At 30.4% G+C, this 22,412-nt stretch carries 17 protein-coding genes; 8 read left to right on the top strand and 9 right to left on the bottom strand.

What is annotated here, in order from left to right; all coding sequences use genetic code 11:
- Positions 1 to 161: 161 nt before the first annotated feature.
- From HMPREF9309_RS04425 to HMPREF9309_RS04405, 5 genes are all read right to left on the bottom strand, one after another.
- Positions 162 to 6,992 (bottom strand): hypothetical protein, encoded by a 6,831-nt coding sequence (locus HMPREF9309_RS04425; RefSeq protein WP_016646719.1) that lies wholly within the window; start codon positions 6,990 to 6,992, stop codon positions 162 to 164.
- Between the two features lie 121 nt (positions 6,993 to 7,113).
- Positions 7,114 to 7,647: a ribosome hibernation-promoting factor, HPF/YfiA family gene (hpf, locus tag HMPREF9309_RS04420; RefSeq protein WP_016646718.1), complete on the bottom strand. Its 534-nt coding sequence runs from the start codon at positions 7,645 to 7,647 to the stop codon at positions 7,114 to 7,116.
- A gap of 54 nt (positions 7,648 to 7,701) precedes the next feature.
- Positions 7,702 to 8,166 (bottom strand): hypothetical protein, encoded by a 465-nt coding sequence (locus tag HMPREF9309_RS04415; protein WP_016646717.1) that lies wholly within the window; start codon positions 8,164 to 8,166, stop codon positions 7,702 to 7,704.
- The gene (locus tag HMPREF9309_RS04410; protein ID WP_016646716.1) at positions 8,166 to 9,062 is read right to left on the bottom strand and encodes a type II secretion system protein; all 897 of its coding nucleotides are present in this window, start codon (positions 9,060 to 9,062) and stop codon (positions 8,166 to 8,168) included. Before HMPREF9309_RS04410 ends, HMPREF9309_RS04415 begins: the two co-directional genes overlap by 1 nt.
- Position 9,063: 1 nt before the next feature.
- Positions 9,064 to 9,888, bottom strand: a complete 825-nt coding sequence (locus HMPREF9309_RS04405; RefSeq protein ID WP_016646715.1) for a prepilin-type N-terminal cleavage/methylation domain-containing protein — start codon at positions 9,886 to 9,888, stop codon at positions 9,064 to 9,066.
- Between the two features lie 254 nt (positions 9,889 to 10,142).
- On the opposite strand from HMPREF9309_RS04405, the gene bamD reads away from it, so the two are divergent.
- Positions 10,143 to 10,781: an outer membrane protein assembly factor BamD gene (gene bamD, locus HMPREF9309_RS04400; RefSeq protein ID WP_016646714.1), complete on the top strand. Its 639-nt coding sequence runs from the start codon at positions 10,143 to 10,145 to the stop codon at positions 10,779 to 10,781.
- A gap of 16 nt (positions 10,782 to 10,797) precedes the next feature.
- Complete coding sequence (gene lon, locus HMPREF9309_RS04395; RefSeq protein ID WP_016646713.1) at positions 10,798 to 13,218, top strand: endopeptidase La; 2,421 nt, start codon at positions 10,798 to 10,800, stop codon at positions 13,216 to 13,218.
- A 102-nt stretch (positions 13,219 to 13,320) separates the two neighbouring features.
- Here the strand turns inward: lon and HMPREF9309_RS04390 are convergent, their stop codons facing one another.
- On the bottom strand, positions 13,321 to 13,890 hold the full coding sequence (locus tag HMPREF9309_RS04390; protein WP_016646712.1) for a PAS domain-containing protein: 570 nt from the start codon (positions 13,888 to 13,890) through the stop codon (positions 13,321 to 13,323).
- Positions 13,891 to 14,022: 132 nt separating this feature from the next.
- On the opposite strand from HMPREF9309_RS04390, the gene HMPREF9309_RS04385 reads away from it, so the two are divergent.
- Entirely contained in the window at positions 14,023 to 14,451 is a 429-nt protein-coding gene (locus HMPREF9309_RS04385; protein WP_016646711.1) for a hypothetical protein, read from the top strand.
- A gap of 62 nt (positions 14,452 to 14,513) precedes the next feature.
- Here HMPREF9309_RS04385 and argJ read toward each other — a convergent pair whose 3' ends face one another.
- Genes argJ through rpmB form a run of 3 tightly spaced genes read right to left on the bottom strand, consistent with a single transcriptional unit; the run spans position 14,514 to position 17,034 of the window.
- Positions 14,514 to 15,695 (bottom strand): bifunctional glutamate N-acetyltransferase/amino-acid acetyltransferase ArgJ, encoded by a 1,182-nt coding sequence (gene argJ / locus HMPREF9309_RS04380; protein WP_016646710.1) that lies wholly within the window; start codon positions 15,693 to 15,695, stop codon positions 14,514 to 14,516.
- Positions 15,688 to 16,818, bottom strand: a complete 1,131-nt coding sequence (locus tag HMPREF9309_RS04375) for a potassium channel family protein (RefSeq protein ID WP_016646709.1) — start codon at positions 16,816 to 16,818, stop codon at positions 15,688 to 15,690. The genes argJ and HMPREF9309_RS04375 overlap by 8 nt, the downstream gene beginning before the upstream one ends.
- 24 nt (positions 16,819 to 16,842) lie before the next feature.
- On the bottom strand, positions 16,843 to 17,034 hold the full coding sequence (gene rpmB / locus HMPREF9309_RS04370; protein WP_016646708.1) for a 50S ribosomal protein L28: 192 nt from the start codon (positions 17,032 to 17,034) through the stop codon (positions 16,843 to 16,845).
- 159 nt (positions 17,035 to 17,193) lie between these two features.
- Between rpmB and rpe the strand changes: the two genes are divergently transcribed.
- From rpe to HMPREF9309_RS04345, 5 genes are all read left to right on the top strand, one after another.
- Positions 17,194 to 17,835 (top strand): ribulose-phosphate 3-epimerase, encoded by a 642-nt coding sequence (gene rpe / locus HMPREF9309_RS04365; protein ID WP_016646707.1) that lies wholly within the window; start codon positions 17,194 to 17,196, stop codon positions 17,833 to 17,835.
- Complete coding sequence (locus HMPREF9309_RS04360) at positions 17,832 to 18,611, top strand: 3'-5' exonuclease (protein WP_016646706.1); 780 nt, start codon at positions 17,832 to 17,834, stop codon at positions 18,609 to 18,611. The genes rpe and HMPREF9309_RS04360 overlap by 4 nt, the downstream gene beginning before the upstream one ends.
- Positions 18,612 to 19,742, top strand: coding sequence for an alanine racemase (gene alr, locus HMPREF9309_RS04355; protein WP_016646705.1), 1,131 nt, complete (start codon positions 18,612 to 18,614; stop codon positions 19,740 to 19,742). It abuts the gene before it with no gap.
- 165 nt (positions 19,743 to 19,907) lie between these two features.
- Positions 19,908 to 21,170: a saccharopine dehydrogenase family protein gene (locus tag HMPREF9309_RS04350; protein ID WP_016646704.1), complete on the top strand. Its 1,263-nt coding sequence runs from the start codon at positions 19,908 to 19,910 to the stop codon at positions 21,168 to 21,170.
- A gap of 217 nt (positions 21,171 to 21,387) precedes the next feature.
- Positions 21,388 to 22,407 (top strand): AI-2E family transporter, encoded by a 1,020-nt coding sequence (locus tag HMPREF9309_RS04345; RefSeq protein WP_016646703.1) that lies wholly within the window; start codon positions 21,388 to 21,390, stop codon positions 22,405 to 22,407.
- Positions 22,408 to 22,412: the final 5 nt, after the last annotated feature.

Raw genomic sequence — 22,412 nt, 5'->3', positions numbered from 1 at the left:
ATTTAAAATAAAATTAATAACAAATGTTACAAAAATAAACAAAAAATTAAAATAAATTTATATTTTGAATAATAAAATTATGAAATAATATACAAATTAATAAATCAAATTTAAAATTTTAAAGATAGATGACAAAAGCCACCTATCTTTATTTATTGTGCTTACCAACTAATGGCATTATCAAGGGTATTTAAATTTCTAACTCTATCTTTTGAAGCATTGCCCTCATTGTATAGATATCTACCCACTATATCACCATCTTTTACTTGTCCAGTTCCTCCCCAGTTTGCTATATCTCTACTCTCAACTATTATCTTAAAGATATTAAAATCATTATTGTAGGTTGGATCATCCTCGTTGTAAATAAACCAAGGCATAACATGAACTTCAACAATTTCTTCTTTATCTTCAGGCTCTAGAACTCTTAACCTTAGTCTTTCGTACATATTATTTATATCTTGCATTTGTCTTCTGCCTGTCAATCCTTCTACATTATCATTCACATAACCATTAAGTGGAACAAAGTCACTAGATGTTATACCAGCTAAAGTATTATAGTATTCAAACCTATTAAGGAAAAATCCTGGCCTATCTTTACTGTTTACTTCTTTTGCTGTTATATTACTATCTATGATAGGTAGATTATTTTTGGCAAAGTCGGTAGCTTTTGCGGCATCTACATTTCCAGTATAATAAATCATAGAATAAACATCAACATCTATAGGGTCTTGAGCAGTATCTGTTGCATCATAGTCATATTCTTTCTTTTTAGCATTTATATAGCCATAGTAAAAAGTAACTTTAGAGGCTGTATTTATAGGAACAAATTTGCCATCTTCAAGGGTTGTAAAGTTTCCGTCTTTGCTTTTTTCATTGCCATTATATCTCTTAGTTTTGGAGTCGTTAATTTCTAAAATTTCATTATTAAATTTTTTGAAAACTCTTCCCTTAGCTTTTATTCCTTTTGTTAAAACCTCACTAGAAGATATTTTTTTATCAGTAAGAAGATCTTTTTCTTCAAAAGCGACATTGTTACTTCTTATAAAGTCATCAGCATAAATAAGCTTAGGATCAATAAGGTCATTTGTGCCTGGGAATCTTTTGAAATTAAATTTTAGAGGTAGTTCAAATTTCGCATTATCAAAACCCTCTTTATTTACCATTATAGCAACTTCACCAGGTTTTGTAACGGTTTTTTTACCATTATTACCATCTTGTTCTTCAGCTTTAACTTCACTGTTAATGGATACATTTCCATCTTTTATATTAGACGAATAGACAAGTCCATGTTTTAACTTGCCAAATTTTTTAGTTGCAGCTTCTGGCTTGTAGCATTCAGAGCTTAGGTTGTGAGTATAACAATAACCCTTTTTGCTTTCTGGATTTATTTCTAATGAATTACATCTTTCATCGCTTGCAGTTTTATTGCAATCAAATGCAAAATCTAATCCAAACTCAATATCCCTAGCATAGCAACCTTTGTGATAAAGTGTTGGATAAATTTCTAAAATATTATAATTGCCCTTATCTTTTAAACACTCTTTATCTACACAAACACTCGCTCTTGAAGATGCAGCAGTAACATTTAAATCAAGACTTGCTCCCATATTATCAGGATTTGTGTTAAAAAATGTATATGTATAAATCTCGTTTGTGTTAAAAGGATCTTGCTTTTCTATCTTATCTTTTATACCTAAAACTGAAACCATAACCTTGTCGTGTGTAAACTTAAGCACTAAATCCTCAGGAATTAGATATTTGTTTTTAACATTATCACCGATAGATTTTATACTGCTTAGCTCTTGATCTTTAAAGCCTATATATGCACCGACTTTATTGTTATCTTTTTTATAACTATAGCTTTTTGCCTCTTTATCCAAATATGGTTTATCAAACCTAGTCCATGATGAGTCAGTAAGTCTCATCTTAGCATAGCCGATATTATAGTAATTAAGTTTTCCTAAAGCTCCTAAGTCTATATTGGCATATTTTTTCATATTCTCACCGTTACTTGCTTTTTTAAACTCGCTTAGACTACTTGCCTTAGTTGTATCATTGTAAAAGACTCTTTCAGTTGCGTTTTTATCTTTACCATCTTTATCAAAAGATCTAAAATCAACTCTTAAGTTATTAGAAGAATTAACTGTATTGTCCCATAATGTATTACTTCCAGTAGGTTTGTTATCTCTACTATAGCTTATACTTTTTCCATCAGCATTTCTAACTACATCATTTACTTCATCTAGGTTACAACTATCAGGAACAATTGTTGATAAAACAGCTGATTTAGTAAAATTTGGATTGCTATTGGCTGTTATGTTTGAATCATCAGAAATAAGCAAAGAATCATATCCCAAAACATAGTTTCCATCTTTATCTGATGGGTAGATATTATCTTTAAAGTCTTTATGGAGTTTATCTCCACCAAGATTGTATATTTCATCTTTATTTAGCTCTTTATTAAGCTTAAAATACGCAGGTCTTACAGCAAATGTGTCTCCAGCACAAATATCAAGTCTATATTCTTTTAGATACTTTTCATCTATTTCGCCACCGCCTTCACTTACGCGTTTTTTATGTTTTTCATCGCAAACTTTTTGGCATGCTTCTATTTTACTATCTTTTGAAGCTGCTGGCTCATCATGATACCTGCTAATACACTCTTGCTTACAAGATGTTAAAATTTCAGCTCCTGATGGTAGATAACTTACTATAAATGTATAATCAGGTCTTGCGTAGCCAACAACGATGTTTTTCATATCAATAATCTTATCTTTATCACTGTCGTTTGTAAAATACTCAAATGATGGAAATGCCTTTGCTGATGAAGACTTATATGAACAACCTTTTTTCAAATCTGCACAGTTTCCTTTATTTTTATTGATATACATTATGGTATCCATATTAGTTGCTTCACCTTTAAAAGATTTCTCTTTTATATCAAAGTCTTGATAATGGTTAAAATGAATATTTTTATTCTCTTTTGCCGCTTTACAGTTATCATGTCTATCACCAAGCTCTTTTAATGTAACCAAAGTAGTTTCAAATTTACCATCAAGTCTTCCTACTCTTCTAGTCATCTCATCACTTATGCCACTTTCAAGATTACCTAAGTCGGATTGTTTATTCTCCTTATTATCTTGAGCTGTTTTAAGATCTTCTTTTAAGTCTGCAATTTTTTTATTTAAAGCAGCCACTTGATTGTTTGCATGCTTTATGCTTCCTTCTGTGTTTTCATCACCTTCTAAAGTTTTCTTTCTTGCCTCTAGTTTTGTTTTTTCATTTTCTTCAATATCACCTTTAGCTAAAATATTTTTTATATTTTTTAACTCTTCTTCCAATTCTTTTACTTTACTTTTAGCTGTATTTAACTCACTTTGTTTTTTAGCAATATCTCCATTAATCTTATTAATTTCAGAAGCTAGTTCTTGAATTTCTTTATTTAATTCTTCTCTTTTTTTATTAAACTCATCAACTTTTCCCTTCATAAAGGCTTCATCACTACACTGTTGCTCAGTATAGCCTAGAAGAATACAAATCTTTTTATCGCTTAAAAGTTTGTTAAGATAATCATTTGATCTACCTGTGATATTTACATCATAATTTATCTTTAAGTTAAATGGCTCATTAGCAACTTGCGTATAAAGACCCTCATAATCACCTTTTTTCTTAAAGTCCTCATTTACTACTTTTACCCCATCAAGAGGAACTACTTCAACTATATTTTCCCACTCAGTTTTACCACTAGGAGATGGGCATTTAGCCATAGAAATATTATAATTAAGCTCAACACCTTTTAATGAAAAATCATATGTAAAAGTAGGCTCTTCATAATATCCTCCAACTTTGGTTTTATACTCTACATAAACCTTATCTTTTTTATTTTTATTTAAAGATCCACCTGAGATATTATTACCATTGACATTACCAGCACCATCACCTATGAAAAATGACAGATAATTGCCATCGTATTTATTAAATTGCTTATCTTTAGAGTCAGGGATTAAATTTGTATGTTCCTCATCCTCATAAAGTCCTTTTTGATTATCTAGCATATATTTTAATTTTGAGTCGATAAAGTCATTTGGACCTTTTTCCTCAAGAGAGTTATCTATCCTCATAGTATCATTTGAATAAATTATATTATCTGATAGTTTAGCCTTTACCTTTAATCCACTAGCATCTTCAGCTTCTGAGTTATCAGCTATAGTAAAATAAACTTGATTTTTTACTGTCTCACCCTCTCTTACAACAAAACCAGTGCCTCTTGAGCTCTTTCCAGCACTGTTATAAACTGTATTATAGTAACAAACATCTGGCACATAAAGGTCAGTTGAGAATGCAAAGACACTTGGGTAAGTCTGCTCTGCATATGTTGTCCTGCCTACACTCCTTGCTTGAACTCCGTAGTTAAATTTAAGTCTAGTTTGCTCTTTTTTCATATATATTTGTTTGTTTGTTGAGTTTAACATGGATGTATTTATAGATATTGACTTGTATAAATCATCATCTACTACTTCAACATCATGAGCTCCTGGCTTTACCATGGAGATACCACCACTATATGAATGTCTATTATTAAGGATATTATAGACATTTACCATATTTGAGAAGTCTCCATATTTAGAAATTTTAAATGGAGCCGCCTCATCATCTTTAAATCTTATAGAATAGTTCGCATTTGATACAGCGTAGGTGCTAACTTTTGCATCATACATATCTTGCCTTGGAGTGTAAAAGCCATCAAATACCATATTTAAAAATTTACTGTCTAATTTTTGTAAATCATGAACTAAGGACGCAAAACCATTATGTATAGTTACAACTTTAGGTTTATAAAAGGCATATTCAGGAGATGATTTACTTGGTATACTGCCTTTATCATAAACAACAGTCAATGCCCAAGAGCCAAAGTTTGCGGTTTTTGCACCACTATATATAAATGATCCATTGTTCCAGAAACTAACACCATCACTGTTATTTAAAACACCTCCTACTGTAGCTTTGACATTAGCTCCTGCTATAGGAAATTGCAATATTTTACCTTCTTGATTAATTTTAGTATTTGCTATTGCTTGTTTTAAAAAGTCAGTAACATCAGCTCTGGCTGAATACACAAACCATAAACCACCTTGATTTTGTGCATTATTGTAACTAAATAGATAGTCTATATCTTCATCTTTTGCAAATACCTCTTTTTCAAGACCTCCAGCTATAAAATTCATCTTATTGTAATCTTTTATGTATTTTTCAGATATACTTGCAAGATTTCTATTGTCTCCTTTTGAAGGTGTTATAGTTGAAGATATAGTGTGTAGGTTATACTCTTTACAAACTTTAACTCTTTCACACTCTGCTGGGTTTTTGCTACAAAAATCATTTAAATTTATAGGTTGTGAGCCATAAGTGTATCTACTACAAGTATTTACCTCACTACATGACTCAGGGTTTTTACTACAATAGTCATCTATGTCGATATTGCCACCACTAAAAGTATAATTTCTACAAGTTTTTACCTCTTCACAATCATTAGGATTATTTGTGCAATGACTGTCACCTAAAGTTACTTTAATAGAATGTATTTTTATGGCAGGTCTACCATGAAATGAATCTCTACCATCGCCGTAATAACATTTGTCATAATTAAATTTTCTATTTTCAAAACATTCGCTAAAGTCTACTAACCTGTAAAATGTCCTTATTCCTCCATTAAAGTTTTCATCTATACCATCACACTCTTCTTTGCTATTACCACTTTCTACACAAATTTTTCTAAGTTCTTCAACTGTATAGTAAGGTTGACTCTTCAAAGTAGTTTTTACTCTAGATACACCATCGCCTATTTCCGCTCTATCTATACTATAGCTAAGTGTAGGTGTGTAGTATTCAGTATTTATAATATTGTCACACTGAGAAGCCTGGCTTGGAAATTTCATTTTACACTCTTGAACCATTTTAGGGTTATAGTATGCTTTATTTAAATTTTCCTTTTTAATTTTTGTATAACTCTCATTTGTGCATCTAAATTCAAGTTTAGAATTTTTATTATTATATGATATAGGGGTATAGTATCCACTATCTGTTACTTTAAAGATATCATTACATTTTTTATCATTATTATATTTATCTTTACAGTTTTTTACAACGTCATCATCGATAAGCTTTAAATCAACTTTTCTAATTTTTTGTCTTCCTGGTTCTAGACAAGAAAATTGAAAGTTGTTATTGACATTGGCATTTGGATTATATCTTATATTTTTATAGTAATTATTTAGATTAAAATAATTGCTGTTATTGGTAGGATTTGGATAGTAAATACCATCTTTTATCTTATATCGAACTTCTTCACAAGAAACATCATTTTTAAATTCACTATTAAGACAAACATCAATTAAGTCTTGATGGTCTATCTTTGCTTTATCTTGTTTTCTAACAAGTATGTTATCTTCTACAGCACACGAATAAACAAGCGATTGTTTATTAACCTGACCTGTAAGGTTGTTTTTATGGATACTTCCTATCCATGTAAGGGTTGCATATTTTATATATTCAGGTTTGATGCTATCTGGTAGATACAAAGAAGCTTTTGAACTATTAAAATACTTTGTGTCACCTAATTGATTAATCATTTTAGACCTAGAATTATCTAAATCTCTTTTATTATCAAAATCCATAATTGTATTACCTGTAATGGAGTAGTCACCATATACTAAAGATGAAAATCCATTATTGTCAAGCGGATTACCAGTAAAAGATGAGTAAGAACCAACTTCTGGAGAAAAAGATAAATTAGTTTGATAATAAACTACATAATTAGTGCTATCTTTTGTTCTTATCAAATCACCTCTTGGTGCACCATATCCTGCTGGCGGACAATTGCTTGTGCCATCTGGGCATGGAAGCATACCATACTCATTAACCCCTTGTGCAGTGGCTAAACTTAAAAAAGTAAAAAGTGCCACTATCCATTTAAAAAACACATTTGTTTTCATAATCTTCTCCTTTAGAAGGCTTAAATTTATAAAAACCTTAAATTTAAAGCTTTTATAAATTTAAAAGACTTTTTTATCAATAAAATCTTTAAAAAGGCTGATTTTCTCAGCCTTAAAACTATTAAAATAGTCCAAATTTTCCATCTTTTCTTTTATATAAAACTCTCATTTTAGCATTCATATCATTAAATACTAAAAATTGATCGTTGCTGTTTTTTAGAGTAAAAAGTGCTTCATCAATTTCTAGTGGCTTATGAGTTTCAAGCTCAGCCTCTACTATCTCATCTATATGCTCGCTAAGATCTATATCATGACTTTTATCAAGAACTATCTCTTTTAACTCATCTTTATTTTTATGAGTTTTCCACTTATCGTGCTGTCTTCTTAAAACCTTAGATGCTCTTTCTATGATGCTATCTATAGCAGCGTAAAGATCTTTATCTTTTTGAGATATAACAATAGTCTCTTTTTTTGGTAAATTTATTGACAAATTTACAACAAAGCCTTTTTTACCTTGCTTTTCATCAGCTGAGATAACACATCTTGTTGAAACTATGTTTAGATTATACTTTTCTAAATTTTCAAATGCTTTTTCTAAGTACTCTTTTATAGTATCTGTTAACTCAAACTGTTTTCCAACTATGCTTGTATTCATAATCTTTCTTTCTCCTTAAAATTGCTTTTATATTTTTTATCTTAATTTTATATTTTACGGTCTTTGAACTGTTCTTCTATGAAACCTAACAGGCTCTATGCCATCAGTGTTTTGCACCATAACATCTATTAAGGCGACATTATAGTAATTAGCTGTAATTCCATTAATATCTTTTAAATCCATAAATGTCTTATTAATACTATTTGATGACTTTACATTACGATTATTATCACATCTTGGCATGTCACTATCAAGATAAAATATATTAACTGTTGCCACAAACCCATCACCAAAATCATATTTTTTTTCTGTAATACACTCATTGGTATAATCTGTTCTTTGCATATCCAAAACTGCTAAACTTGTAGCACTCATAGCATATAGCTCGGCTTGTTCTTTTAAATAAACATCGCCTGATTGCTTTACCATCTTTGAAGATAGAGATAGTGACATCATACCCAAGGTTGCTATAAGCATAACAAAAAATATCGCCATTATTAAACTAAAACCTTTTTTCATTAGAACACCACCTTTGTCTTACAAACTACAAATCTATTATCGGTAACGCCGTGATTTTGGGCACCCGCATTTACACAAAGCTTTAAATCCATCCCACTTGCACTAAAACCTCTAAACCTAAATAAAGTAATATTTTCAATTAAAAGAGATTTTTTACCATCACTATATCTTTGCCCCATCCAAGGCCTGTAGTCATAGTATAGGTATAAATTATCTCCACCTGCTGCATTTCTTTCAGGAACTATAGCATAGGCTGAATGAGCTATTTGATATCTATCTGAAATTTGTCCACCCGCATAAGGATTTACAAGTGTAATTCCTGCACCACTGCTAGGCATATTAAAAACCATAATTTTATCTGGATTTTCATTTTCTCTAAATCCATAACCATTTTCTTTGTTGGTTGATATACCTTGAAATATCATAGCTAAATTTTGAGATTTACCCCTTGATACAGAGTTTATAACTTCTGTTGCAGCTGGCAACCTACCACCTATAAGTATACGCTTACTATTTTCATATATGCCCATATCTAAAAACCCACTCCAGCCAATAGAGCTATCCACATTAGCTCCTGCTAAATTTCTACTTTGTGTACTTTGCCCAATCCACTCTAAGATGTCATGATCGTGTTCAAGCCTTGAATCATAGACTAATACAATGTTATTTGTATCTGAACTTTTTCTACCAATTGTTGCTTGTTTAACTCTATCACTTAGTCTTGAGGCTATTTGATCAAGTGCTAGTTGGGTTTTATCCTCTACCTCATCTACTATTTTTGAGGTAAGATAGTTTTTATAAACATTTGTATAAATGTTGGTTCCTATCAAAGATAAGATAGCAAGTATAACTATAACAAGTATAAGTTCAATTAAAGTAAAAGCTTTTTTTATCATCTTACATTCCTTTATAGTCCATAACCATAGGTTTGTTCATACCTATATTTGGAGCATAAAAATACATCGTTGATCTATACTCACCAGTTCCTGGATTACCATCCGTGTCTTCAACTGTTACCTTTACACGCTTTATATTTGTAGGTGTTCCTCCATCTATTGAGTTTCCTGTACCACTAGGTGAGAACTCTAAAGTAGTACCACCAGTAGTAGTGCCACTTACATAATCAACTTCTGTAACAAAAAGCATATCTGAGATAAAATCCTCATTTGAGGCTTCTTCATTTCTGGTTCTAAGAGTACCACGAAAGTCATCTATATCATTTTTATCATCATTAAACCCATAAGAGTTATTACCAGGTGTGTAGGTTCTAGTTCTATCGGCCTCACTTATTCTATTTTGATTAACATACCCATGATTATCTGCAATCAAACTTCCAGGTCTGTTTCCAAGCCCATTTGAGTTATATATAGGGATTCTAATATTCCTATTGGCTCTTAAATAAGATTTGATATCACTGTTGCTGCATGATGTCACACCACGATCATTTTCGCACATAGCTTTTAAAGCTGTGCTATCCCAAGGCATTGAGATAATTCTACCCATTAATGTTTTGGCACTATAGGTAAGCTCTTGTTTTATAGCTAACTCATTTGATTTTTGAGTTTGTGCTACAATGTTTGGAAGTGCGGCTAAGGTTATAGCAACTACAACTATAGCAAGAACAAGCTCTATTAGCGAAAAACCTTTTTTAAAAGATTTTTTCTGGCTATGGGCTATGCTGTCAAAAGACCTACAAAACACCACTTTTTTGACTGTTTTCATATAAACCACCTCTTAAGACTATTCTAACATTTTAGAAAAGCCATACTGAATTTAATGTGATTATATCATAAATAGTTAAAAATCTATCTGAAATATTTAAATTTCATTTTTTATCTTATAACTATTTGTTTTAAATAAATTGAATATTTAAATAAATTTGCAAATTTTAAAGACAAATTTAATTAAATTAACCGATTATAAAGAGTAAAAGTGTAAAATAAATGACTTAAAAATTTAAAACAAGGATTTTAATTATGAAAGTTAAAATTTTAACTCTTTTTTTTACGCTCATTTTTATGGTGGGTTGCAGCACAAAGTCATCTGGACTTTACAATCTAAGACCTGAAATTTGGTATAACCACATAATGGCAGATATAAAAGCAAATGATTTAAAAGAAGCTGATAAACACTACAACCAATTTGCAAGCGAACATGTCGCCTCACCACTTCTTGAACCAACACTTTTGGTTATGGCACTAGCAAATACAGATGAGGGCAGATACACAAGGGCAAATGAGCTTTTAGATGAATATATAAGAAGATATGGAACAAAAGAAAAAATAGAATATGCTAAGTTTTTAAAAATAAAAGCAAATTATGACTCTTTCCAAAGACCAAATAGAAATCAAAATTTGATGCAATATAGCATAATAGAAATTGAAAATTTCCTATCAGAGTATCCAAATACCCAATATAAACCGCTTTTAGAGACTATGCTTATTAAATTTAAGCTTGCAGTTTATCATCTAAATGAAAATATAAAAGATTTGTATGCTCAAAAAGGAAGAGATGTATCAGCTAAAATTTATGAAGAAAAACTTCAAAACTCAGCTTTAAAAGATGCAAATTTATCAGCTCCAAATCTTCCTTGGTATAGAGCATTTTTCGAATAATACTAAAAGGAAATAGATGAAAATTTCACAAAATACTTTGCCTATTATCACAATGAATGGGCAATTTTTATATCCATTCATGATAACGCCTATTTTCATTCATGAAAGTGATGAGCTTGAAACCTTGGAGTTTGCCATAAAAAATGAAACTATGATTTTAGTAGCAAATGAAAAGGAAAATGCCACTTCAAAAAACAAATTTGAAAATATTTATAATGCCGGTGTTGTTGGAAATATAATGAGAAAAGTAGATCTTCCAGATGGAAGAGTTAAAATTTTATTTCAAGGAGCTTATAAAGCTAAAATTGTAAAAGAAATTTCACAAAAACCGCTTTTAGCTGAAATAAAACAAATAGAGATAGAAATTCCAACTGATAATAAAATAGAACCACTTTTAAATATTTTAAAACAAAAAATAAAAACACTAAATTCTATGAATGGCTACTTTTCGCAAGATTTATTAAGAACAATTGAAGAAAGTAGTGATGCTATAAGGGTTCTTGATCTAACTCTAAGTGCTTTAAGGCTTACAAAAGATAAAGCTTATGAATTTTTTATAAAAGAAAATTTAGAAGAGCTTTACTTTGATACGATTGATTATATCATCCAAGAAATAGAGGCAAATAGACTTGAAAAAGAGATAAAGTCAAAAGTTCACTCAAAAATAGAAAAAACAAACAAAGAGTATTTTTTAAAAGAGCAATTAAAGCAAATTCAAAAAGAACTTGGCAATGAAAATGAAAAAGAAGAAGAAGTTTTAGAATATAGAAAAAAACTTGATCTTAAAAAGCCATTTATGAGTGATGAGGCGTATAAAGAGATAAAAAAACAGATTGATAAATTTGCAAGACTTCATCCTGACTCAGCTGATGCATCAATGGCTCAAAGCTACTTAGACTGGGTTTTAGAAATTCCTTTTGAAAATCTAGCAAAGAAAAAAAGCTCTATGAGTGATGTTAAAAAACAACTTGATAGTGATCATTACGCACTCACAAAACCAAAAGACAGAATAGTTGAATATTTTGCTTTGCGTGAGCTTTTGGAACTTCGTGGACTGAAAGATAAAGTAAATAATGGCATAATTTTATGTCTTGCAGGACCTCCTGGAGTTGGTAAAACAAGCCTTGCAAACTCAGTTGCAAAAGCTTTAAAAAGAGAACTTGTTAGAATAGCTCTTGGCGGACTTGAAGATGTAAATGAGCTTCGTGGCCATAGACGAACTTATGTGGGTGCAATGCCTGGAAGAATAGTTCAAGGCTTAATTGATGCAAAACAAATGAATCCTGTTATGGTGCTTGATGAAATAGATAAAATCTCAAGAAATTTTAGAGGTGATCCAACAGCTGTTTTATTAGAAGTGCTCGATCCTGAACAAAACAATAATTTTAGAGATTATTATTTAAATTTTAATATTGATTTAAGCAAGATTATATTTATAGCAACAGCAAATGATATAGGAAGTATCCCTCCTGCACTTAGAGATAGAATGGAGTTTATATTTTTAAGCTCTTACACACCACAAGAAAAATTTCAAATTGCAAAAAAATATCTTATCCCGCAAGAACTTAAAAAGCACGGACTTAAAGCAAGTGATGTAAATATAACTGATGCAGCATTAAAATTACTTATAAGTGATTATACAAGGGAAAGTGGCGTTAGAAATTTAAGAAGAAAAATAGCCGATATTTTAAGAAAAACAGCAGTTAAAATCTTAAATCAAGAAAAAAATGAAAAAGTCCTAGTAAACAATAGAAATCTAGAAGAATTTGTAGATAAAAAAGTCTTTGAAATAGATGCTGTTGATAAAAAAGATCTGATTGGTATAGTAAATGGTCTTGCATGGACGGCAGTTGGGGGAGATGTTTTAAAAATAGAAGCTATTAAAATAAAAGGCAAAGGAAAGCTTAATATAACTGGGCAACTTGGTGATGTTATGAAAGAATCCGCCATAATTGCTTTTAGTGTAGTAAAAGTCTTAATAGATGAAAATAAGCTTGAAATTCCAAAAAAGATATATGAAAAAGCCCATATAAGTGAAAGTGAAAAAAGCGAAAATAGTCAGAATTTAAAAAATAACAACGAACAAATTTATAATCTTTTTGATCTTCACTTACATGTTCCAGAAGGCGCAACCCCAAAAGATGGCCCTAGTGCTGGTATAACAATGGCTGTAGCTATTGCTTCTATTTTATCAAATAAAAAAGTTAAAGCTGATATTGCAATGACAGGTGAAATTACTTTAAGTGGAAAAGTTTTACCTATTGGAGGGCTTAAAGAAAAGCTAATTGCAGCTCATAAAGCTGGTATAAAAAAAGTGTTAATTCCTAGAAAAAACTATGAAAGAGATCTTGATGAGCTTCCAAATGAAGTAAAAGATGCTATTGAAATAATACCGGTTGATATTATAGATGATGTTTTAAAAAATGCGTTAGCTTAAAAGCTAAGGTAAATATTTTATAATCCAATCTCTATTAATATTTTTTAGACTCGTAAATCCCACATCATTTTTTTAGAAATTTAATGTGGGATAATAAAAAATTTATTTTTTAAAAATACCAATTATAGACTTAAGCAAACCATCAAAAATATTTGTTTTTCCCTCTGTAATTTTATCTAAAAACTTTTCATAAGTAGTGTTATTGTCTTTTAAAAACTTAGCTAAATACTCCCCACTTTGTTCCATACCACCAACTCTTTCAAGTTCTACAAGTTTTTTATAGATAGGAATTATCTCTTTTATGGCATTCTTAGGAGCTGCTTTTCTGTAAGCCGTATATGATACAATTTCATTTGATACTGGGTCAACGACGGTTTCAAATTTTGTTAAAACCCAATAGTATCTTCCATCTTTTGCTAAATTTTTAACTAAAGCTTTAAAATCTTTATTTTGTTTTATTGTATCCCACATAAGCTTAAATGCTATCCTTGGCATATCAGGGTGGCGAACTATGTTATGTGGTTGTCCTATAAGCTCTTCTTTGCTATATTGACAAACATCTATAAAATAGTCATTTGCATAAGTTATAACGCCTTTTGGATCTGTTTTTGAAATTATCCACTTATTAGGATCGAGTGGAATTTCCTTATCTTTTGGTATAGGTCTTTTCATAACATCACCTCTTCTTAATAAAATTTAAACATTATACGATAATGTAACTTAAAATTAAATTTATCAAATCTTAAATTTTTTTTAACTGAAATTATGATATAATACAAACAAAAATCTTGTAAAGGAATAAAAGTGAGCAAGAGTGAAACAATCAATGCTTTTAAGAGTGTCGCAAATCATCAAGATTTCATAATGACAAGGATAAGAAATTGCATAAGACATGAAAGAGATAAAGAAATTACCGATATTGTTGGTGAAGAAAATAAATTTGATGAGGTTTTAAGCGATACAAGCTATAAATTCCAAGAACTCTTAGGCTCTATTTTATATAGTGAGGTCATTAAAAATTACTATTTATGGAGAGATACTTGCGTAGCCATATATAAAATTTATATAAGGGATTTAGATGCAAGAAGGCTTAGAGTAAATAAAATAAGCGAAATGGATAGAGAAGTTTTAAAATCAAAATTTGATGATTTAGAAAACATACAAAAGGTTTTAACCCAGTATTGCAATACTGCTGTTGCAAGGCTAAATGCCTTAGGTGAAGATAAATTTTAAGCAAGTTTTATAAAATTAAATTATTTAAAACTTGCCTATATTTAAAAAATTTTTTATAAAAATTAAGATCTATAACTTGCATTTATATCGACATATTTATGACCCAAATCACACCCATAAGCGCAAAATTTACCATCTGCGATACCTAAATCACAACTTATTTTAAAACTTTCTTTTTGCATTATAACATGAGCTTTTTGCTCTCTTTCTTCATCAAGCTCAGGGTGATTAATATCATAAACTAAAACATCATCATATTTTATAACCAAACTTTCTTCGCTGCACTCAACACCACTTGCTCCAATGGTTGAAGCTATTCGTCCCCAGTTTGGGTCTTCTCCAAAAATTGCTGTTTTTACTAAAAGCGAATTTGATAAAGCCTTAGCTGCTTTCATGGCCTCTTTATCATCTTTAGCGCCATTTACTTCAAAAGCTACGACTTTGCTTGAGCCTTCACCATCTTTTACAAGCATTAAAGCTAAATTTAAAGTTATCATATTAAGTGCGGTTTTAAAAGCTTGTTTATCATAGTCTTTTTTGCCACTACTTATAAGCATAACAGTATCATTTGTAGATGTGTCACCATCCACACTAACAGCATTAAAACTATTTTCAATGCTTGATTTTAGAAGTTCATCCATATCATCTTTTGGGATATTAGCATCAGTTAAAATATAACATAGCATAGTAGCCATTGCTGGGTTTATCATACCTGCACCTTTGCAAATAGCAGCTATATTAAAACTTTTGCCATTTTCTAAATCAACTCTAAAACTAAGTTCTTTTTTAAACTTATCGGTTGTCATTATAGATTTTGCAACAGCGTCTGAGTTTCTAGCATAAAAATCAAACTTATCCAAACCTTTTATGATTTTTTCTTTATCAAGTCTTTGGCCAATAACACCAGTAGAGCTCATTATAGGATTGATTAATTTTATTTTTTTGCCAAGTTCTTTAAAAATTTCATCAATATCGTCTATGCCTTTTTCACCAGTCATAGCATTTGCGTTTTTTGAGTTTAAAAGTATAAAATTTGTTTTAAAATTTTTAGGGTATTTTAAAAAATGTCTAAGTGGTGCGGCTTTAAATTTGTTCGTAGTAAAACACGCACTTATTAAAAACTCTTCATCACTTCTTATAAATCCTAAATCATTATTTTTTTTCTTTACGCCTGAATGCACTCCATCAAAATAAAACCCATCAACATTTTCAAGTCCGCCTTTTAGCGAAATCATATCAAACATATTTTAACTCCTGCGGTTTATATCTACCATTTATAAGTTTTCTTGTATAATTTATCCCCTCAGCCGTACCTATAACTAAAAGTGTGGCATTTGTGCCTATTATAGCATCACCGCCAGGCATAGGAGTAAATTTATTATTTTCATCTTTTATTCCAACTATATCAGCACTTGTAATTTCTCTGAGTCTAGTTTCACGAAGTCTTTTAAATCTAACCCAAGAATGACTTGGAACTATAATTTCCTCAATATCAATTAAAGAGTCTTTTTTATATAAAAATCTTTCTAAGATATTTTCCATATCTGGTCTTACACTTATAGCACTAAGACGCTGAGCGGCAAGTTTTGATGGAAGTATAACTGAGTCTGCGCCAAGCTTTTTAAGCTTATCTGCATCTAAATCATTATCAGAAACACTCATAACAAAATATGGCTTTTTAAGTTCAAGCTCTTTTTCATATAATCTTACAGTTGCAATTATTGCAATATTATCAGCTATATTTGAACTAAGTGCAATAACACCTTTTGCACTAGAAAGATGAGATTTTAAAAGTGAAAGTTCGGTATGAGGTTCGCCTTGTATAAAATAAGGATATTTATTATCATGAGCAATCTTACTCAAATCATCACTTGTGTCAATAACAACAAAAGGGATATGATTTTCTCTAAATTGCTTTGCAAGCTCAATTGTATAGATATTGTGATAGCAAATAACAAAGTGATTTTTTAATCTTGCTATTTTATTTACCATATTTCTCTCCCTAATGGCATTTACTAAAAAGCCTTTTTTTAGGCTTTCTATAACAACACCTAAAGAAAATGTAAAAGCTCCAAAACCAGCAAAAATAAATGCTACAGTAAAAATTCTCCCAGCTGGAGAAATCTCGGCAACTTCGGTAAATCCGACAGTTGTAAAGGTCATCCCTGCTTGATAAAATCCATCACTTAAAGAAAAACCGCTAAAAGCCATATATCCTAAAGTTCCAATTAGCATAAGTGAAACAAGAAGAATTAATGGTAATCTAAACGGTTTTAACTGTTCGTAAAATTCAAAGTTAAGATTTACATCAGGTTTTGAAGATCTTGTCCAGTTGAGAAATTTACGAACTCTATCCCAAAAAGACATTTTAACAAACTTTATATATAAAAACTATCTAGATTGTTTTTTCATAGTTCTTAAAGTTGATGCTGCAACTTTAATTCTTCTAGTTGTTCCATCTTCTAAAACAACTCTTATGGTTCTAAGATTTGGTAAAAATCTTTTTTTATTTTTGTTGTTAGCGTGACTTACGCTATGGCCTACCATTGGGCCTTTTCCTGTAATAGCACATCTTTTTGCCATATTTTATCCTTTGAAAACTTAAATTTAAAAGGTTGATTATACCAAAAAATACTCAAATCTTACTTAAATTTATTAAATTTCATATTTTATTAGTTTTTATGATTTAAAAGGGTAAAATTCAAACTTTGGAATTAGTTATAAAAAATTTAAGGAATTTAAATGTATGTAGCACCAAGTATTTTATCAGCTGATTTTGCAAATTTAGAAAGTGAAATAAAAGCAGTTTGTGAAGCTGGAGCTGATCTTATCCACATAGATGTAATGGATGGACATTTTGTACCAAATTTAACAATTGGGCCTGTTGTTGTAAATGCAGCTAAAAAGTCAAGTTCAGTGCCTTTAGATGTTCATCTAATGGTTGAAAACCCAAGCTTTTTTGTAGAGATGTTTTTAGGGATTAAACCTAAATTTCTAGGATTTCATATTGAGGCTGAAAACCACCCTTTAAGATTAATTGATCACATTAGAAATAATGGAATTTCTCCTGCTATTGTTTTAAACCCACACACACCAATAAGCTCACTAAAACATATCATAAATAGTGTTGATATGGTTCTTTTAATGAGTGTAAATCCAGGATTTGGTGGGCAAAAATTTATGCCTATTGTAATAGATAAAACAAAAGAATTAAAAGAGCTTATATATAAAACAAACTCAATTTGCATGATAGAAGTTGATGGTGGTGTAAATGGGCTTAATGTAGCTGAACTTGATGAAGCTGGAGCTGATATAGTAGTAGCTGGAAGTTATATATTTTCATCAAATGATTATGAAACTGCGATTAGATCTTTAAAAGTATGAAAAAAGTTAATAAATTAGAAAATTTTATAGATTTGCTTTCTCAAAAATCAATTAATTATCATGATTTTTTAATAAAATCAAGTGAGATTGATGAGATAAAATTTGACCCAAAAGATTTTAATATGTGGCACGCTTCAGGACTTGAAGTAGTAAAAAAAGATAATGGAAAAGTAACAATTGCTACAAAAGATAAAGAGATTAAAGATGAAATTTTTTGCATTACAGATATTGAGACAAATGGCGGCATAAAAGAGGGACAAATCATAGAAATAGGAGCAGTAAAATTAAAAAATGGTCTAGTTTTAGATAAATTTGAAAGCTTTATAAAAGCTGATTTTATTCCTGAAGAAATTAGTGATTTAACTGGAATTAAAGTTAGTGATTTAGACAATGCTCCAAATTTAGCCACCGTGCTTGAGAGATTTAAACTTTTTTTAGGAACCAGTACTTTTGTAGCTCATAATGTTAAATTTGATTATGATTTTATAAGCAAAAGTTTGGAAAAATTAGACTATGGAGTGCTTTTAAATAGGCGAATTTGCACTATTGAGCTAGCCAGACGAACAATACCATCTGCTAAATACGGACTTGGATCATTAAAAGAGCTTTTAGGTATTCATAACGCTCATCATAGAGCCTTAAATGATGCAATAAGTGCAGCAATAATATTTAAAGTAGCACTTGAAAGACTTCCTTGGACGGTTCAAACAGTAGAGGATTTAATACATTTTTCAAAAACAGCAAAAAGCGTTAAAATAGTAGAAAAGAAAGAGTAAATGTCAGTAGTTTTTGCAAAAATAAATTTGAATAATTTAAAACAAAATTTTTTTAATTTAAAAAAATTTGTTGGAGATGATATAAAGTTTTGTGCTCTTATAAAGGCAAATGCTTATGGGCATGGAAGCGTGGAAATAGCTAAAAGTTACGCTGAGTTTGGTGCTGATTATCTAGCAGTAGCAAGAGTAAATGAAGGTGAAGAGTTAAGAAAAAATGGTATAAATTTGCCTATTTTACTCCTTGGATACAGCGATGAAGTAAAAAAAGCTCTATTAAACAACCTTGAGCTTTGTGTTTTTAACTACGAATATGCAACCACTATAAATGAAATAGCAAAATCCTTAAATTTGAAGGCCAAAATTCATATCAAGCTTGATACAGGAATGGCAAGACTTGGTTTTGTGGTACGCGATGAAAAAAGCATTTTAGAAACAACTTTAACTTGTTTAAAAATTTCAAAACTCTCAAATATAGAAATAGTTGGTGTTTTTACTCATTTTGCTAAATCAGATAGTGCTGATAAGAGCTTTACAAACCTACAACTTAAAAGATTTAATGCTCAAATTTATGATTTTGAAAAAAATGGGCTTAAAATACCATTAAAACATGTCTCAAACTCAGCAGCTATTTTAGATACACAAACTGCAAATTTAAATATGGTAAGAAGTGGAATAGTTGGTTTTGGATTTTATCCATCAGATGAAGTTAAAAAAAGCGTAGATTTAAAGCCTGTTATGAGCCTTTATGCTATGATTTCAAATATTAAGATTTTAAAACCAAATACCCCAATTAGCTATGGTGGAGTTTACACAACAAAAGATTATGAAAAAATTGTAACGATTTGCATCGGTTATGGTGATGGATTTTTAAGAGAGCAAAATAATCCAGAGGTTTTAATTAATAATGTAAAATGCCCAGTAGTTGGGCGAATATGTATGGATCAATGTATGGTAAAAGTGCCTTTTGATATGGAAGTTAAAGTTGGTGAATATGCAACAATTTTTGATGAAGGTGATTTTAACGCTTCAAATTTAGCCAAAAGATGCGATACTATAAGTTATGAAATTTTATCTTTAGTAGCTTCAAGGGTTAAAAGAATTTATTACAAAGATGGCAAAATTATAGATTAAATTTATCTTAAATTCACTTATTTTTATTAGTTAATGATATTTTTTAAAAGTTAAATAATTAAATATTTCACTTTAACTATAAATTATCAAAATTATTGACATATAAAATTTTGAAATGTTATTGTTTATTTGCTAAAATATCTAAAATTTTTAAAAAGGATAAAAATGGCAAATTTACTAATAATTGGAGCTGGTGGAGTTAGCCAAGTTGCAACTTACAAAGCTGCTGCAAATTGTGATGTCTTTAGCAAAATAACTCTTGCAAGTAGAACAAAAAGCAAATGTGATAAAATAGCAAAATTTATAAAAGAGCGCCTTGGAGTAGAGATTCAAACCGCACAAATTGATGCTGATGATACAGACGCAGTTGCTAGTCTCATCAAAAAAACAGGTGCTGAAATTTTACTAAATGTCGCACTTCCATATCAAGATTTAACACTAATGGACGCTTGCGTAAAAGCTAAAATTAACTACATCGATACTGCAAATTACGAGCATCCAGATACTGCTAAGTTTGAGTATAAACTTCAATGGGCCAAAGATGATGAGTTTAAAAAAGCTGGGGTTTTGGGACTTTTAGGAAGTGGCTTTGACCCGGGTGTTACAAATGTATTTTGTGCCTATGCACAGCAATATCTCTTTGATGAAATTCACTATATCGACATACTTGATTGCAACGCTGGAGACCACGGATATGCATTTGCAACTAACTTTAACCCAGAGATAAATTTAAGAGAAGTTTCAGCAAATGGACGATACTGGAAAAAAACTCATAACTCAACTAATGAGCGAAAAACAAACTGGAAAAATGATGAGTGGGTAGAGACAAAACCTATGGAGATTGGCTTTAAATGGAACTATCCAGAAATTGGCGTAAAAGATAGTTATCTTTTATATCATGAAGAGCTTGAAAGTCTTAGCAAAAATATCAAAGGTTTAAAACAAATTAGATTTTTTATGACATTTGGACAGAGCTATTTAACCCATATGAAATGCCTTGAAAATGTTGGAATGCTTCGCATCGACGAGGTCGAGCATAATGGCGTAAAAATAGTTCCTATTCAGTTTTTAAAGACACTTTTACCAGATCCTGCGAGCTTAGGTGCAAGAACAAAGGGCAAGACCAATATCGGATGTGTGATTCGCGGAGTAAAAGATGGCAAAGAAAAACAAATTTACATCTATAATGTTTGCGACCACGAAGAGTGCTATGCCCAAACTGGAGCTCAAGGAGTAAGCTATACAACAGGAGTTCCAGCGATGATTGGTGCAAAAATGATAGCCCTTGGAAAGTGGAGTGGTAAAGGTGTGTTTAATATGGAGGAATTTGACGCAAAACCTTTTATGGATGAGCTTAACAAGCAAGGACTTCCTTGGAAGATAATTGAGATGAAACCAGGTGAAAGCTATAAAGTGGGCGAAATTTAAAAAATTAAAGCAAATTTGAGATTTTTTAAAATTTGCTTATTTTGCCAAAATGCATTTAAGTAAGTTGATAGCACAACTCAAAATTTAACTAAAAATAAATTTTGTACTTTGTCTTGTAAAATCAACTTACTTTTCTATTCATCAAATCAAAATTTTTATTATATTTTTATATCTTTTTGCTAAAATTACAAAATTTAGTAAATTTGAGGAATTTATTTTGAGACTACAAACAACTTTAATAACTCTTGCTTCCATAATTATAATTTTTGCAGGTTTAAAAGCCGCAAACTCGGTAGTAGTGCCGTTTTTATTAGCTACTTTTATAGCAATTGTAACTTCTCCTGTTTTAGACGCCTTAGAAAAAATTAAAATTCCAAGAACTATTTCATTTATATTTGTAGCATTTTTACTGCTTGGATTTTTAGCATTTATCGGAAGTGTTGCAGTTACTACGATGTTTGACTTTTTAGGACAACTTCCTGAGTTTAATAGAAAATTTCAAGTATTGCTAAATGAATGGATGGAAAAACTAAATAGCACAGATTTTAGAGATATGATAGTTTTTGATCCAAATATGTTTAACCTAGAATCTAATAAAATTATCACAACAACAAGCTCACTTGTTAGAAAAACAGGTTCGATGATGTCGATGTGGCTTTTTGTACTTTTACTTGTTGCATTCATGCTTTTTGAAACAAGAGTTATGCAAGAAAAAGTAAAATATCTAAGCCGTAAATATTCAAATGCTGTTGTTTTTGTAAACTCTTTTGTCTATAATCTTAAAAGATATCTTTTTATAAAAACAATAGTTTCAGCAGCAACTGGACTTGTTATAGGTTTTGGGCTTTATTATTTAGGCATTCCATACGCAGTTTTATGGGGAATAGTTGCTTTTATAATGAATTATATACCTACAATTGGTTCTTTTGTAGCTGCTGTACCAGCTGTTTTTGTAGCATTAATAAGTGGAAATTTTTCAGATACTATTTGGGTTGTAGCGCTATATGTAGCAGCAAATATTATTTTTGGAGTAATTTTAGAGCCAAGATTAGTTGGCGAAGAGCTTGGAATCTCAACTATAACTGTGCTTTTTAGCTTACTTTTATGGGGATATGTTTTGGGAATAGGTGGACTTTTTTTAGCAGTTCCACTAACCATGACTATTCAAATCGCACTTAAAATCAATCCTAAAACAGAATTTATAGCTGTAATGTTAAGCAACAAAGCTGAAAAATAACTGTT

Origin of the sequence: Campylobacter ureolyticus ACS-301-V-Sch3b, from assembly GCF_000413435.1 — a bacterium.
Taxonomy (GTDB): domain Bacteria; phylum Campylobacterota; class Campylobacteria; order Campylobacterales; family Campylobacteraceae; genus Campylobacter_B; species Campylobacter_B ureolyticus_A.
This window is presented reverse-complemented; position numbering and strand designations above follow the sequence as displayed.

Coding starts and splice junctions, on each gene's coding strand:
- HMPREF9309_RS04425 (WP_016646719.1), bottom strand. CDS start 6,992: ATGAAAACAAATGTGTTTTTTAAATGGATAGTGGCACTTTTTACTTTT.
- hpf (WP_016646718.1), bottom strand. CDS start 7,647: ATGAATACAAGCATAGTTGGAAAACAGTTTGAGTTAACAGATACTATA.
- HMPREF9309_RS04415 (WP_016646717.1), bottom strand. CDS start 8,166: ATGAAAAAAGGTTTTAGTTTAATAATGGCGATATTTTTTGTTATGCTT.
- HMPREF9309_RS04410 (WP_016646716.1), bottom strand. CDS start 9,062: ATGATAAAAAAAGCTTTTACTTTAATTGAACTTATACTTGTTATAGTT.
- HMPREF9309_RS04405 (WP_016646715.1), bottom strand. CDS start 9,888: ATGAAAACAGTCAAAAAAGTGGTGTTTTGTAGGTCTTTTGACAGCATA.
- bamD (WP_016646714.1), top strand. CDS start 10,143: ATGAAAGTTAAAATTTTAACTCTTTTTTTTACGCTCATTTTTATGGTG.
- lon (WP_016646713.1), top strand. CDS start 10,798: ATGAAAATTTCACAAAATACTTTGCCTATTATCACAATGAATGGGCAA.
- HMPREF9309_RS04390 (WP_016646712.1), bottom strand. CDS start 13,890: ATGAAAAGACCTATACCAAAAGATAAGGAAATTCCACTCGATCCTAAT.
- argJ (WP_016646710.1), bottom strand. CDS start 15,695: ATGTTTGATATGATTTCGCTAAAAGGCGGACTTGAAAATGTTGATGGG.
- HMPREF9309_RS04375 (WP_016646709.1), bottom strand. CDS start 16,818: ATGTCTTTTTGGGATAGAGTTCGTAAATTTCTCAACTGGACAAGATCT.
- rpmB (WP_016646708.1), bottom strand. CDS start 17,034: ATGGCAAAAAGATGTGCTATTACAGGAAAAGGCCCAATGGTAGGCCAT.
- rpe (WP_016646707.1), top strand. CDS start 17,194: ATGTATGTAGCACCAAGTATTTTATCAGCTGATTTTGCAAATTTAGAA.
- HMPREF9309_RS04360 (WP_016646706.1), top strand. CDS start 17,832: ATGAAAAAAGTTAATAAATTAGAAAATTTTATAGATTTGCTTTCTCAA.
- alr (WP_016646705.1), top strand. CDS start 18,612: ATGTCAGTAGTTTTTGCAAAAATAAATTTGAATAATTTAAAACAAAAT.
- HMPREF9309_RS04350 (WP_016646704.1), top strand. CDS start 19,908: ATGGCAAATTTACTAATAATTGGAGCTGGTGGAGTTAGCCAAGTTGCA.